The following is a 13,996-nucleotide window of genomic DNA, read 5'->3' as shown; positions in this document are numbered from 1 at the left end:
TTGACGAATGTTTTTCGCACCGCCACGGGTCGTCAGATGCGCCGAAGCCCGGATGGCGGCATCATTATCAAATCAGCCGTAGCTGTCTTTGGTTGATAAAGGCCGCGTACGATTTCGCACTGCTCTTGTTCCGACCCCATCGCGCCGCTGAATTCGATAGGATCACCACCTATCCCGACCGCCTAACGCTGCCCGCGGTCGCGCGCTCCAAGTCTAATGTGGGACGCCAGCCATCGACTTTGCTCTGCGCGCTCACAACGATTCGACACACATGGCAATCCCCATGCCACCGCCGATGCACAAGGTCGCGAGCCCCTTGGGGACCGCTGCGCCGCTTCATCTCGAAGAGGAGCGTGTTGAGAACGCGTGCGCCCGACGCCCCGATCGGCTGGCCGATTGCGATCGCGCCGCCATTGACGTTGACGATCGACGGGTCCCAGCCGAGATCCTTGTTGACGGCGCAAGCCTGCGCCGCGAAGGCTTCGTTCGCTTCGACGAGGTCGAGGTCCCCGACGGACCAACCAGCCTTTTCCAGCGCCTTGCGCGAGGCGGGGATTGGTCCCGTGCCCATGATCTGCGGGTCGACGCCGGCCGTCGCCCAGGAGACGATGCGGGCGAGCGGCTGGACGCCGCGCCTTCCGGCCTCCGCCTCAGTCATCAGAAGCGTGGCGGCAGCACCATCATTGATGCCGGATGCGTTACCCGAGGTAACCGTGCCGTCCTTGTCGAAAGCGGGCCGGAGCTTCGCCATGGAATCGAGCGTGGCGCCACGGCGGATATATTCATCCTGGTCGACGGTTACCCTTGCGAGTCTTAACGATCAAGGGGATGATCTCATCGGCGAACTTGCCGGCCTTCTGCGCAGCTTCCGCCTTGTTCTGGGAGCGGAATGCGAACTCGTCCTGCTCCTCTCGGGTCAACTGCCATTTGCGCGCGACGTTCTCGGCGGTGAGGCCCATGTGATAGCCGTAAAAGGCATCGGTCAGCCATCCTTGATCAACGTGTCCATCATTTTGAAGTCGCCCATCTTCACGCCGCCGCGCAGATGCGCGCAGTGCGGTGGTATGAACCAACTTTGCGGTTCGGGCTTGCGCGCGATCGCGCTCGGCATGCAACAGATCGTGACCGGCGACTCGAACATCATCGTGGCCGGCGGCATGGAGTCGATGTCGATGGCACCCCAGGCCGTCTTTTCCTGCGGGATGCCGGCCTTCATCGCAGCCTGGCGGGTGGGGTTCTGGCCTTCGCCGGCCGGCAGCACCTGACCCAGGATCACCTCGCCCACTTCCCCCGCATCGACGCAACATCCGCGGCATCTCCGGAAGCCGCATTTCCGGCTCGTGCACGGTCGGCGATGCCGACGCCCGCCCGTTCGAGCACGGCCTTAATGACGGCCGCGCCCAGTTCGTGAGCGGGCGTGTTTGCGAAGGCGCCGTTGAAGGACCCGACGGCAATACGGCCGGCACTGGCGATGACGCGCACGGTGATCACCTTCTTGGCGTCGGTCGACTGCACGGTCTGGATGGCGTTGCCGCCGACGGGAGTGATCACCCCACACATGCTATTTTCACCGAGGCCAGATCGGTTGGTTCGATAATGTCACAAGCCCAGGACTGAACGCAGATCCACGCTAAAGGAACTTGGCTTGCGATTCGGAAGGCGGTTCGAAGCGGTGAGGCACGTTTCGGTGGTCCCACGAAATTAGCAGATCGTGTATGGAAGTTCGGCTCGTCGATCGTGGTCGATCATAATCCTGCTCGCGGCGGCGGGTGCGGGTCTCAGGGCGGCACGCTCGTCGTTGGAATTTAGCCGAGCGACCAGCCGCAGGACTGTTTCATCCACGACAGCCAGGACAGCAGAACCAATGCGAAAGATAGTCACCGGCAAGCAGTACGGCATCCACGCCACCGTGCAACCTCATTCTGCGGGCGCAGAGGCATTTGATCCATAGTAGAAAAGGAGTGAACGAACACATGCAACGGCGTAATTTGATCAGGGGATTCATAACATTGGGCGCATGCGCGATCTGCGCGCGGGCAGGTTTTGCCGTCGAGGGCGTCCACTGGAGTTATCAAGGAAAAGGCGGTCCAGAGTATTGGGGGGCGCTTGATGGCGCGAACGCCGCGTGCTCGGCCGGCGCGCAGCAGTCGCCTCTGAACCTGACAGGGGCCATCAAGGCGGATATCCCGCAGATCGGCATCGACTGGAAGGCAGGCGGCGGCACGATCGTCAACAATGGCCACACGATCCAGATCAACGTGCCGGAAGGCAGCACGCTCACCCGGGGCGGCAGGATCTCCGACCTGCTGCAATTTCACTTCCACGCGCCGAGCGAACATCTGGTGGAAGGCAAGACCTTCCCCATGGAGGTGCACTTTGTCCATAAGAATCGCGAAAGCGGAGGGCTCGGCGTGCTTGGCGTCTTCCTGACACCGGGTGCGAAAAACGAGGCACTTGCAAGCCTCGCGGCAGCTTTCCCGGCGAAGGCGGTCGCCGAGGCCTTGGTTGAGGATGTGGATCCGAACGGCCTCCTACCGGCCTCGCTGGATTATTGGAGCTACGAGGGTTCGCTGACGACGCCGCCATGCTCGGAGATCGTCGACTGGATGGTGGCACGCGAGCCACTGCAGGTTGGCGCCGCCGACATCGACAAGTTCACCGCGCTTTATCCGATGAATGCGCGGCCAGTGCTGGCGCCGAACCGCCGTTTCATCCTGACCACGAGCTGACAGACGAGCCTGCAGCGTTAAGGGGCTGGAGGACAAATCGCTCGACGAGCACCTCTGCGACATCTTAAAGATGCTCAAGAGGAAAAAGCTCCGTGCGATGTCTATCTTCGCGGAGATAGGCACGATAGGGAGCTGACCGCGCCCTGGTCGAGAAAGCTGCGATCGATCTCATCATCGCAGCTCTCATGAACTCTGCTCGGATGCCGAAACCAGAAAATAGGCGATCGCATCAAGCGCATGAAAACTGTGGCTTCCATGAAACCGATCAAGTCGTCTATTTCCGCAAGCAACTGATCTGACTTCGCCACTGCACTTAGGATCTCATTTCGCCCCTGCCGGCACTGACCCTTGAAAGGGGGAACGGCCGCGCCGCGATTTGAATCCAACACGCCGCTTTTCATACACCTTGGAAAGATAGGTGATGGCATCTTGTAAATGATGACGTGACGTGCGGCGACCTCACCACCCTGGCGCCTAGCATGGGGTAGTGTGCTGAGAGTTCTGCAAATTCGCTGAGAAAGGGCGGTCATGGCTGGCTCGTGATGTTCAACGTCACCTGATTCCCGCGAAGGAACGCCACCATGACCAAGGCTGAGTAAGACCGCCAGCGCCGCCGTCAAAGACATTCTGCTTTCGGACCCGCACGGTCTGCACGAAGTGATCCGTGCGGTGATGCAGGAGTGCTCGAGGCCGAGATGGACGAGGCTCTGGGTGCTTCGAAAGGCGAGCGCACATCGGAGCAACTCGGCTATCGCTCGGGTTACTATGGCCGCACCCTTGTCACCCGTGTTGGCAAGCTTGAGCTGCGGGTTCCGCAGGACCGGGCCGGCCGCTTCTCTACCGAGCTTTTCGAGCGTTACCAGCGTTCGGAGCGGGCCTTGGTGGCCACGCTTGCCGAGATGTACTTGCTGCGCGTTTCGACCCGGAAGGTCAAGGCGATCACGGAAGAGCTGTGCGCCATGCCCTCTCGGCCTCGTCGATCTCGGCCATCAACTAAACGCCTGGACGAGAGCCTGAAAGTGTTTGCCGAGCGCCCGCTTCAAGTAGCCTTTTGCCTACCTCATCCTCGATGCTCGCTACGAGAAGGTGCGCGAGGCCGGCATCGTCATGAGCCAGGCGGTGCTGATCGCGGTTGGCATCGACTGGGACGGCCGGCATGCCTGCAGGAACTGCGATGGCTCTACGACCGGCGCGATCTCGCCGAGGCCAAGGCCGATCTCGCCGCATGGCTTTCCAAATGGTCGGCCCGCTACCCACGACTGACGACAAGGGTGGAGGAGACCATCGAGTACACGCTGACCTTTCTACCGTCTGCCGCTCCAGCACCGCATCTGAAGAGCACCAACATGCTTGAACGGCTCAACGAGGAAATCCGCCGGCGCACTTATGTCGTACGCATCTTTCCAAACTCACAGAGCTGCCTGCGCCTCGTAAGGGCGTTAGCCGTCGAGACCAATGAAAACTGGATGGAGGCCAACCGTTACATCAACATGGACGACCCGCGCGAGCACAAGAAGCTCGCTCTGCGCCAAGCCGCATGACCAGTACCATGGCTGCCCTTTTTTGCAGAACCTGACGCACACAACCTAGCATGGCCGCATGTCGGACGACGCAGGTGGCGTGTCGCACGCAATCTCATGGCACTTGGAGAGCGGTGCCCTGGCCTCGTTTTCTTCCGGCGAGACGCGCGTGATGCCGGCAGACGGCTGACGTCGTGTCGCTGAAAAGCAGCGGTGCAGCGATGAGCCGGTGAGTTGCGGAATCGTCGCCTGAAGGGCATAGAGGCAGCCGTAAAACGGCAGGAGCGTGCGCGTGCGAAACGCCACGACCGCGGCTTCCTCCTCGGCGCTCAGCACCGATTCGGTCTCTCATCGGCGCATCATGCACGACGCTGCGCTTGCGCCACTTGGCGACAGTTTTGGGATTCGGCCCCGGGCGGCGAGTTCTTTTTCGGACTGCGTGCGTTGGTCGTGGCGCTGCCGTGAAGTATCTGTCCCATGGCCCTGACGGAATGCTGGACCAGATAAGCTGATTCCCCCGCACTCCGGGACTGAACAGTTAGCTGATAGTGTTGAATAGGCGCGCTGCAGAGGTCACGTCATAGCTGAGACTGTACAAACCTCACGGGGAAGCGCCAGCCAGGGGCACTTTCAACGGACGCTCTGTTACGCTGTCATAGTCTTAAATCCCGTCCGGCAATCGGCCGCGCCTGAGTAGCTTGGCGCGAGCCTGCTTGTAGTATTTCTCAACAGTGGCGGGGTCGACTCCAATCCGGTCACCGATCTGTTCGTAAACTTCTTTTCGCTTCATTCCGCGCTCACGGCGGCGCATGCAATCTAGGATTTCCTGTTCCCGGCCCGTAAGCCCCGAATAGTGAAAATCAGCTGCCAATTGATCCGTGGGCGATGTCCGAATGGAAAATCCATTTTGTGAAATATCCTGCAGCACCTCAGCCAAAAGTCCGCGCATCAGTCCGGTCTTGCCCACATATCCAGCTACACCAAACCGACGACAGTGGCCAGCTTCGGCAACCGAGTCTGATCCAGTGATAACCACGTGTGTCGCTGAAGGGGATGCATCAACCACCTGCTCGATAACCGAAAGTCTGTCGAACAGTGAGATTGGATTTACTCCCGGCAAGCCGGGGTCAATAAGAACGAGATCAAAGTCTTGGGACTTCATTAGAGTCTTAGCTATGTCTAATGTGGGGGCTCCAACAAGAACGCTCTCGGTGAGGCAGTTCTTAAGTTCCTGGATCAGCGCCAGGCGCATTAAATCCTGATCTTCAATCACTAAAATCTGTTGCATGCGGTCCAACTATGGCTGAAGCCTCTCACCCGCATACCCGTCTATGATAAATATGGTCGAGAAAGGCAACCTCAAAAAGGGAGGGCGGCACCCCTTTTCCAGGAACCGTAATCCGTCCATGGTGGCCGGCAAACTACAACGCGAGGTTGTGGTAGGCTCACGCCAACGTTATCGAGGGATAGAGATCATGGACGAGTTCTCTTGCAGTCGAAATGCCTCACTAAATTGGGAACGGCCGCATGCGGGTCTGATAGCCGGCGATCGTCATGTCGAACGGCGACCAGAGATGAATCTGGCGTCGATCGACCTGAACCTGCTGGTGGCATTGGAGGCCCTGCTGGAGTGCCGCAACGTCACGCATGCGGGCCACTACGTCGGCAAGAGCCAACCAGCGATGAGCCGGGCGTTGGCAATGCTCCGTGGCATATTCAATGATGATCTCTTGGTTCGAGCCTCAAGGGGCTTCGTCCTTACGTCGCAAGGCGAACGCGTAGCCCAAATGCTGCCGTCGGTGTTGAATACGATACGAAAAATGGTGAGCCTCCCCACGAGGGGGCGGCGGTCCAAAGCAACGGTGGCGATGCCCGATCACCAAACGCTCGTTTTGCTGCCACGTCTCATGCAGCGCGCGCCTCAGCTTGAGATCGTCTCCCAGTCGCTCTTTAAAGGCACCCTACAAGCACTTGAGGAAGGCGATATTGATCTGGCCGTTGGGCAGATCGCTGCCGCTCCGCTCGGCTACTTGCGGCGCAGCCTCTATACTGACCACTTCGTTTGCTTGCTGCGCCACGACCACCCGGCACTGGCGCGGGAACGGACAATGGAGAGCTTTCTGGCCCTGCGTCACGCCGCCATCAGCTCAAACTCCGGTAGCCAAGTCGGGCCAATTCATGACGAACTGCCAGAATTGGGATCTCCGGATCGGAATCCGATGAGGTTTTCGAATGTGCTAACGGCCGCGATGGTGGCTGCGACTTCCGATTTGGCCCTGGTTGTCCCGCGCCGGGCGGCGATGCGATTTTCCGCCATGCTACCCCTCACAGCGATAGATTTACCGATGGAAACGAAACCTTACGAGATCGTGCTGATCTGGCACGAGCGTTGGCATCGCGACCTGGAGCACAAATGGCTGCGCGGTGAGATCGCCGCAGCACTGACTGCAGGAGCAGGCCGACACAAGCATGAGGGACGACAGCAGAATGATGGGCCTGCAGCTTACCTTTCTAACCTAGCATGAAACAGACATCATTCTCGCATCCACGGCTATTGCAGTCGATATGAGCCGGGTCGGATGCCCCGCGAGCTGCGAAAAGATCCAGCGTGTTTTCCTAAAATCTGTTTCCCTCCGGGATCCTGGACGCAAACGCGCTGGACCAACAATGAAAAATCGTCCTCACGATCCTTCGTCCAAGACATGCTCGCCGCAAACGACATAGCGGCCAGTCAGCCAAACAGTTGAACCGACTCGATAGTTTGGCCGCTGAGACGCGAACGGAGGAGTTCGACGCCCGTTGCTTTCGAATTGGCCACTAACGTCTGATCTGACGATGATCAGCAGTACGATTGACCGGGCTCACCAGGAGTCGACCAGTGAGTATAAAGGGACCCGATTGAATTTTTCCGTATTTCTTTTGGAGTGGCAGTCGTCGTTATTTGTGCCTACACGCTGCTCAAGGGTCCGGTTCGCGTGCGTGCAGCCGGTGCCATGATCCTAAAAAGGTCCTTCAGCTCCACCACACGCCTCTATGTCGTGCTGGCGATGGCGCTGTCACTAGGTTGCTGGTCGTTTATTCGGTCCGAATACTACCGACAAGAGACCGGACAAGCGTTCGGTCAGACCTTTAAAACTCTGTGCATATCGGACCAAGCCCGGGTGGGCGTTGTGCGGATTGCCGGCTGGCTTCGTCTCGCCAGGGAGACTAGGAAAATCGAGCCGGGGTTCGGCCGCCAAGTCACATCGATCGTCAACAGTATCGACCGACTAATGACGTTTGAGTTGAGCCAAAAGGAAATCAATATTTTGCTCAAGGACCGGGAGGTCATAAAAACGCGGATTATGCCAATCGCGCTAGTCGGCAGAGACTATGACGAGGCTCTCCGACACACGGAGGAAATTGAGCACGATTTGTCCGAAATCGCTAGTTCAGCAGATGCTCAACGCAGGAGCGTGAAAGAGAAAGCACGAATCTCGATCGCGGCTACCCGCAACCGCTTCATTTTCGCACTTGCGCTCGTTTTGGTTGTTATCGGCTTCATAATAATTGCGCATCGTGCCGAGTTTGTCAGGCGTCGCGATGAATACATTCGGTCCTTTTCGTTGCTACATGCGCATATGACCCGATCACGAATTATTGCGCTTCGATTGTTTCTCGACTATTTTAATAATCGGCATTCACCGTCGTTCGAAATGCTTAAGGCTGCACAAGACGCGGTAAAGGAGCTCGAAGGTATCAATAACGGGCTCATGCGGATCGCCAATTCAGAGCGAGACCTTCGCACCCAGCCACTCGGTAAAATTCTTCAAGAGATTAGTTGTGCATTGGACACTTACGTTCGGTTGGAAATCGAATCTGACGCACAAGAATTGCAAGTACCTGGTGCCCAAGTGCGCTTGATCGTCGAAGAGATCGTTAACAACGCCGTGACCGCTGTTCGGGGAAAACAAAATAAACAGATCACGATCCGTGCGAGCCTTCTCAATCGACGCTTCTTGTTCGCGCACAGGCTTGTCATTGAAATTGCGGATAGCGGCGGTGGTATGACCTCGGATATTTTGGACAAAGCCGCAACGCCATTCTTTTCGACCCGAGGGGGGTCGCACGTCGGGCTCGGTTTGACAGGTTGCATTGAAATGGTGAACGCAATGCGCGGCAATGTTAGAATTACTTCCACGCCCGGGGTCGGCACTATCGTGCGCATTCTGTTGCCGATTGCTCCCAAGAGATGACACTCGCGTAACCGAGGCACGCATGATCTATGTCGTCCCGCTGAACCACTCGCGTGCTGACGGCAGAACCTAACGACGGCCTCAAAAAGAACGAGCGTTCTCGATCCGCGGTGTGCAAGGATCGCCCGAAAGTCGTCATGGCGGCCGAGTTTGATCGTCGTTTCAAGTCACGAGTCGAAACCACGACATCGGTGCACCGTGCGTTGATCCGCTAAACAGCGCCCTCCCGCGACCATAGCCCTGCACGGTCGAATTGGAAGCCTCCCCTCGCAGCTCGCCCCACAGGCAGTCCATCGAGGCCCTATAGAGGGTCGCGTTGACCACCATCCGCAGAAGATCATTAACGCAGCCCGCGCAGCACGCCGCGACGTTCCGGCCGGGTGTCTACATTGCAACATCTGGCTCGCGAAAGCCCACTCATGCCGCGGCGGATGACGACCGCGAAGACATCCCTGCCCGGCAGCCATGGACGCGGCGCGCCAAAAGACCGGCCGCCATCAGAATTGCTCGCAAGGCTCCCTCGTCTCTGGTTGGGGCCGGAGCGAAGAACTGTTGCAAGAAGTTGGCACAGTGCCCCGCCGATTAGGCAACCCGTTCCGACTACCGGCAGAAGAGGTCCGCGAACGCTCGTCGTGCCGTGGTGGAGGTCGCTATGAGCGGCTTCAAACCGGTGGTCGGGGAAACACTGCCCCGTGAAACACGGTCATGCGCCGTTGATTCGACAAGGGTCCCTGACCATGTCTCACGAGCATGATGGCATATGGATTTGCCATGGGTAGGAACGCTCGGCCGGCTGTAGGATCGGACATCCTTGATCTGGCTACAGGAGAGACGGCAATGGTAAACCCAGGACAGGCCCAGCCGGGCGGTACTTCCGACGACGACGATCCAGCCCCGGACCCGATGCAGTGGTTGGGAGCCCTGACCGGGGCACAGGGCACGGAAGCGTGGATGCAGCACTACTACTTGCTGCAACAGCAGCAAGCGGGGCAACCAGCCGAGCCACAGCAAGCAGCCGAGCCACAGCAAGCAGCCGAGCCACAGCAAGCAGCAGCCGAAAGACCGCGGCGCCGCCCGCGCCGCCCGCAATATATTATCTCTGATGAAGACGAGAAGCTGATCAAGGCGGCGGCTGGGGCGTCACTGGCTCGCGGGAGGACGAGCGAGAATACCGTCCAAAACTATTGTAGCCATCTCCGTGCTTTGTCTGCAATTCTCCAGCCTCTCGGGCTGAGTCTTGCTGGCCTTGATGGCGATTCGCTGCGCCATTATGCTCAAGAGTTTCACCCGCCCGCCCTAGCGGCGGTGGGTATGCTTGAGACGCACCTCTGGCAGGAGAGTTCGCGCGCTGGGGAAAGCAGCTCTCGGCCGCCAGTGGATCGGCGCCGCGCTCATATTGTCTCTGATGAAGACGAGGACCTCATCAACGCGGCGGCTAAGTCGGCACTGGCTCGCGGGAGGACGGGGGAGGAATCCGTCAAAACATATTGTAGGGGGCTCCGTGCGTTGTCTGAGGCGCTCCGGCCTCTCGGGCTGAGTCTTGCTGGACTTGATGGCGATTCGCTGCGCCAACATGCTGCAGCGCTTTTCCCGCGCGCCATCGCGGGATTGCGTATCCTTGAGAGGCACCGTCAGGAGCTCAGGCAGGAGAGTTCGCGCGCTGGGGAAGGCAGCTCTCGGCCGCCAGTGGATCAAGCCGCGCCCTCACCGTTGAACACTTTCGATCAAGAGGAGATTTGGGCCGCGGTGGATGCGGCGGATCAACCCGCTCCGTCGCCGCAAAGCGTCAATTCGACGGAGTTTTGGGCAGGAGTGGATCAAGCCGGCCAGTTGCCCGCCGACAGTTTCAATACAGCGAACTTTTGGCAGGGGATGCCTTCACCCGCCTATTCGCCGGCACAAAGTGTAAATCAGCCAAGCCCGCCAACGTGGGATCAAGACATTGGGGCATCGATCTTCGGCCCGACATATCACCAGCCAGCTCCCTTCGATTTCGGAGAGTACGTCCCCCCGAATTGGGAAGACGGCTTTCAGGCGCCGATAGACATGTTGCGCCAAATGCACTACCGCGATCTACTCCCGAGCCAAGCCAGCAAATGATGACTATCTACATCAGAGGGCAGCGCTGCACGGCCATGTTGGGCCCAGAAGGACGAAGCCACATTCTTCTCTACCGGCAGTAAGAAAGCGATGACTGAGCAGTGGATTGCGGTGCGACAATGAAGCTGCGAGCGCGTATTGCCTCACCGTGGAATGCTCCCGACCGACATTGTCCGTTGCCTCATCATAATGTTCCCCACGACTGGGATCCGGATCAATTCGTCATCGGCTCGATTGCCGGCTCGAACTGCATCGCGCCGAACACCATTGCGTGCGCCTTTTCCTTTCGCCAGATCTTCAAGCGGCGCTGCAACGTGCGCAGCAACTGATCGGGATATTGCCCCGGACGCTCCGCCTGCAGACGCTCCAGCGCGGCTCGCCCGGCAGGGCTCTTCGTCAAACCACGCTTGCAGTTCTTTGGTGACGAGGGCGAAGGGATCCGGTCGCCGACGGCCCCGTTTTTGCTTCGGCTTGGCTTGCGCGGTTGGGCGGATTTCACCCTCCTTCCAAGCCGTCCGCAGGCCCGACAGGAACCGGTCGAGAGACGGATCGGCCGCCACAACCGATGGCGTGCCGGACCTGTCGGCGATGTCGACGAGGCGCTGCTGCGCCATTCGCATCTTGCTCAGCAACCGGACAGGGCAAGAGCCGTACTCTCTCCAGAGCTTTTGAAACTATCCCATCCAAGTCGCGCCAAAGGCGTTCCGCTCCCCGTTCAAACGAGCAAAATGACTGTCCTCGCCAAGTCGGAAGCGATTGGCGGGCTGTTGTTTGTTAGAAGCCGGGAGCTGAACACGCGTAGGGCGTAACATTGAGCGGCTAGGCCGCCGGTGCGGCCAAGTCGAGAGAGGTTTTGATGCGCTTCAGCTCGCTGCCGACAATACCGATCCCGTCCCGCAGCGTCTTCCCGACCAGGATAGGAGCGAAGGCAGCAGGAGGATTGTCAAGTAGTTGGACGAATTCGTTACCGTCGAGGTCGTGAAGGACCGATTCGACGATCGCTTCACCGCGCGCGATCACGTCAACTCCTGGCTCGGCTTCTTGCTCAACTAGAGTAGTGAGCTGGTTCGATACCGCATCATTGACCTTCACGATAATGTCCTCGATAGGTTTCCAGGTTCCACCGAGGGATTCGACATCGTACTTCTCGTTGATTTTGCTCTTCGTCGCCTCCCATTGCACCGACACCGCGTCCAAACTCGCTCGCCATTTAGCTTCGATGCTCCGAATGGTCGCGACGAAATCCCCTTCCAGCTTGTCCGTCTTCTTGAGACCAAGCAGGGCGATCAGTTGATCATCCTTGCCCAGCCGCTGCTCAACCACGGCAATCAGACGCTCCAAAATCTCGCGCCTGCTGCCGACCGGCCCTTCTTCCTTGGGCCATTGCGAAGATACGATCATCGCAATTCTATCAGAACTCGCCTTTTCGATAGTATACGGCAGCTGTCGCTCTTGAGCCCTTGCCTTGGTCATTCGGAACAGGGTTTCCACGACCTCTTCCTTTTCGAGAGTGTCTCTCGGAACGCTGTCAAGATCGATCCCATCTACCATGACCGCTTCGATACCGGTGGTGCCGTCGCCAACGCCTGCCTCGTTCGACTTTCCGGGACTATCCGCCTGCATCTCGTCTGCGTCGACCGCCTCGTCAACGTATTGGAGATTTCGCCGATTGTCGTCGTAGGCCAGCATCAGCAGCAACCGGCAAGTGAAATTGTGGAGGGCATTCTCCCGCTGTTCCACCGGCGTCGCAGCCAGCATCCCGTTGAGCCAGTCGGCGATTTTTTCTGTCAGCGGGCCCAATTCGGCGGTTTGCATTAACCCGCTTTGCCGACTAAGGCTAATGGCGTGAGCTGCGATTGACGCTGCCGAAGTTGTAATGGTTTGCTTGATCATCTCGGAGAGAGCCTCCTCGGCGCCTCCCGCTGGGTTCTGTTTAGCGAACTCCTGATAGTCATTTTCCGGTAAGTCGTCAGAGTTATCCTGAGCAGCTACTTCGAATCGATTGAGGTCTTCTTCATTAAGGGGTTCCGCTTCCTGCATGACTGGCAGGCTCACCCTCAAGTCTTTGAAATACATTTTCATCTGCATTTTTGCCGTCTGGAATTTGCCCTTGGCCATCCGTGCCAGAACAACGTCCTTTTCGTTCATTCTCCCTGTGCCAGACCCCAGAAACTTGAACTTACTGGGTTTCTGAAGTCCTTCAGGAGCTTTATATTCCATGCGTTCGAGAACCGTTCTCAGGCCGGCCAGGCCTTTCTTTCGCACCAAAACAACTGGAATTGGCTTCTCATGGGCGGCGATTACAACCGTGCCAACAGCGAAGCAGAACTCCAGCCCGTCTCTGGACCTATTCATCAGGTTCAGGTACTTTTTGGCCATATCTTTGCTGTGTACTTGGTTCATTTTATGTCTCCACACTGGTTGTCGTACATTAAGATAGGTTGACGGATGGATGAGAGGCCCCGTCGTCTGCCCAATTCCGAGTTAAGACTCGGGTCAACGGCATTGAAGCTGAGACAGGCCGAAAACTTCATCGGCCTTCGAGCACCAGCGCCGTGCTGGCGAAGCCTTCATTTCATGCTGACGTATTTCATGAGTCGTTCGATGGCCTGATGAGAGATCAGCGGAAACCAGCAACTTGCTGGGAGATGAAGAACGGGTTCAGCCACTCAGCTTGCATTGGCACACGGTCTATTGCCGCCAGAACTTGATCTGCCGGCCGTCCTCGGACTGGCGATTCGTGCAGATGAAATCCAACTGGGACGGCACCTTCCGCTTGAGCGGCAGGACACATTTGAAGCAGCATTGGCTGCAACAATCGGCCTGGCGGATGAAGTCGCCCACCCCGGGTCCGGCGGGATCGTCGTGGTCGGAAGTACCGCCCGGCTTGTTCTGTTCCGGTTTCATTGCCGCCTCTTATGTAGCCAGATCAAGGACGTCCGATCCTACAGCCCGCCGAGCGTTTCTCGCCATGCCAAATCCATATGCCATCATGCTCCCGGGACATGGTCTTTTCCAACCTGCGGCGCATCACCGTGCTTCACGGGCAACGTTTGATGCGACCTCCACCACGCCAAGGGCACTGTGCCAACTTTTTGCAACAGTTCATCGCTCAGGCCCCATCAAAGCCGAGGGGGCATTGCGGACAGTCCATGGCTGCCGGGTAGCGACGTCTTCGCGGTCGCATCAGCCCGGTAAAGGACCGCGCTGGTAGTCCCGCCTCCGTGAGCCGCGAATAAACTGGATCCCGGGTGCCGACGCCCTCCTTTCGGCAGAAGGCGCCGACTAGTCACCTGAATCTGAAGTTCGGTTCATTGTCTTCTGGCAGAAACGCTTGACCGATGCGAGGATCTGGTCGGCGGATTTGACCCACTTGTAAGGGGTGGGGTTTTCGTTGTGGGTTTCGATGAAT

The 13,996-nt window shown here is 58.3% G+C and carries 10 protein-coding genes and 4 pseudogenes; 6 read left to right on the top strand and 8 right to left on the bottom strand.

Annotated elements, in window-relative coordinates:
* Positions 1–252 precede the first annotated feature (252 nt).
* A pseudogene (locus tag JQK88_RS37745) lies at positions 253–1,066 on the bottom strand (acetyl-CoA C-acyltransferase); the annotation flags it as partial.
* On the opposite strand from JQK88_RS37745, the gene JQK88_RS37740 reads away from it, so the two are divergent.
* Complete coding sequence (locus JQK88_RS37740) at positions 1,065–1,265, top strand: thiolase family protein (RefSeq protein WP_376740495.1); 201 nt, start codon at positions 1,065–1,067, stop codon at positions 1,263–1,265. The pseudogene JQK88_RS37745 and the gene JQK88_RS37740 overlap by 2 nt on opposite strands.
* Here JQK88_RS37740 and JQK88_RS36780 read toward each other — a convergent pair.
* Positions 1,174–1,491 (bottom strand): annotated as a pseudogene (locus tag JQK88_RS36780) (thiolase family protein); the annotation flags it as partial. The gene JQK88_RS37740 and the pseudogene JQK88_RS36780 sit on opposite strands and share 92 nt — an antisense overlap.
* 482 nt (positions 1,492–1,973) lie before the next feature.
* Here JQK88_RS36780 and JQK88_RS34740 point away from each other — a divergent pair.
* Together JQK88_RS34740 and JQK88_RS37875 are read left to right on the top strand one after the other, a co-directional pair.
* The gene (locus tag JQK88_RS34740) at positions 1,974–2,729 is read left to right on the top strand and encodes a carbonic anhydrase (protein ID WP_203281071.1); all 756 of its coding nucleotides are present in this window, start codon (positions 1,974–1,976) and stop codon (positions 2,727–2,729) included.
* Positions 2,730–3,424: 695 nt separating this feature from the next.
* Entirely contained in the window at positions 3,425–4,270 is an 846-nt protein-coding gene (locus JQK88_RS37875) for a transposase (protein WP_446669888.1), read from the top strand.
* A 155-nt stretch (positions 4,271–4,425) separates the two neighbouring features.
* Here JQK88_RS37875 and JQK88_RS36775 read toward each other — a convergent pair.
* Both JQK88_RS36775 and JQK88_RS34725 read right to left on the bottom strand, forming a co-directional pair.
* Positions 4,426–4,728, bottom strand: a pseudogene (locus JQK88_RS36775) (IS481 family transposase); the annotation flags it as partial.
* Between the two features lie 182 nt (positions 4,729–4,910).
* A complete protein-coding gene (locus JQK88_RS34725) occupies positions 4,911–5,537 on the bottom strand; it encodes a response regulator (protein WP_203281070.1) in 627 nt (208 codons plus the stop codon).
* Between the two features lie 187 nt (positions 5,538–5,724).
* Between JQK88_RS34725 and JQK88_RS34720 the strand changes: the two genes are divergently transcribed.
* From JQK88_RS34720 to JQK88_RS34710, 3 genes are all read left to right on the top strand, one after another.
* Positions 5,725–6,774, top strand: a complete 1,050-nt coding sequence (locus JQK88_RS34720; RefSeq protein ID WP_203281068.1) for a LysR family transcriptional regulator — start codon at positions 5,725–5,727, stop codon at positions 6,772–6,774.
* A 399-nt stretch (positions 6,775–7,173) separates the two neighbouring features.
* A complete protein-coding gene (locus JQK88_RS37315; protein WP_203281067.1) occupies positions 7,174–8,484 on the top strand; it encodes a sensor histidine kinase in 1,311 nt (436 codons plus the stop codon).
* Between the two features lie 837 nt (positions 8,485–9,321).
* Positions 9,322–10,584 (top strand): hypothetical protein, encoded by a 1,263-nt coding sequence (locus JQK88_RS34710; protein ID WP_203281065.1) that lies wholly within the window; start codon positions 9,322–9,324, stop codon positions 10,582–10,584.
* A 214-nt stretch (positions 10,585–10,798) separates the two neighbouring features.
* Here the strand turns inward: JQK88_RS34710 and JQK88_RS34705 are convergent, their stop codons facing one another.
* The 4 genes and pseudogenes from JQK88_RS34705 to JQK88_RS34690 all read right to left on the bottom strand — a co-directional run.
* On the bottom strand, positions 10,799–11,083 hold the full coding sequence (locus tag JQK88_RS34705) for a hypothetical protein (RefSeq protein WP_203281064.1): 285 nt from the start codon (positions 11,081–11,083) through the stop codon (positions 10,799–10,801).
* Positions 11,084–11,403: 320 nt separating this feature from the next.
* Complete coding sequence (locus tag JQK88_RS34700) at positions 11,404–12,987, bottom strand: hypothetical protein (RefSeq protein WP_203281063.1); 1,584 nt, start codon at positions 12,985–12,987, stop codon at positions 11,404–11,406.
* 288 nt (positions 12,988–13,275) lie between these two features.
* Complete coding sequence (locus JQK88_RS34695; protein WP_192247828.1) at positions 13,276–13,491, bottom strand: hypothetical protein; 216 nt, start codon at positions 13,489–13,491, stop codon at positions 13,276–13,278.
* A 378-nt stretch (positions 13,492–13,869) separates the two neighbouring features.
* Positions 13,870–13,996: pseudogene (locus JQK88_RS34690) on the bottom strand (IS630 family transposase); the annotation flags it as partial.

The organism is Mesorhizobium caraganae (assembly GCF_016836705.1).
GTDB lineage: Bacteria > Pseudomonadota > Alphaproteobacteria > Rhizobiales > Rhizobiaceae > Mesorhizobium > Mesorhizobium caraganae.
This window is presented reverse-complemented; position numbering and strand designations above follow the sequence as displayed.

Excerpts from the sequence above, each read along its gene's own strand:
- JQK88_RS34740 (WP_203281071.1), top strand. The coding sequence starts at position 1,974 with ATGCAACGGCGTAATTTGATCAGGGGATTCATAACATTGGGCGCATGC.
- JQK88_RS37740 (WP_376740495.1), top strand. The coding sequence starts at position 1,065 with ATGAACCAACTTTGCGGTTCGGGCTTGCGCGCGATCGCGCTCGGCATG.
- JQK88_RS34725 (WP_203281070.1), bottom strand. The coding sequence starts at position 5,537 with ATGCAACAGATTTTAGTGATTGAAGATCAGGATTTAATGCGCCTGGCG.
- JQK88_RS34695 (WP_192247828.1), bottom strand. The coding sequence starts at position 13,491 with ATGAAACCGGAACAGAACAAGCCGGGCGGTACTTCCGACCACGACGAT.
- JQK88_RS34700 (WP_203281063.1), bottom strand. The coding sequence starts at position 12,987 with ATGAACCAAGTACACAGCAAAGATATGGCCAAAAAGTACCTGAACCTG.
- JQK88_RS34710 (WP_203281065.1), top strand. The coding sequence starts at position 9,322 with ATGGTAAACCCAGGACAGGCCCAGCCGGGCGGTACTTCCGACGACGAC.
- JQK88_RS37875 (WP_446669888.1), top strand. The coding sequence starts at position 3,425 with ATGGACGAGGCTCTGGGTGCTTCGAAAGGCGAGCGCACATCGGAGCAA.
- JQK88_RS34720 (WP_203281068.1), top strand. The coding sequence starts at position 5,725 with ATGGACGAGTTCTCTTGCAGTCGAAATGCCTCACTAAATTGGGAACGG.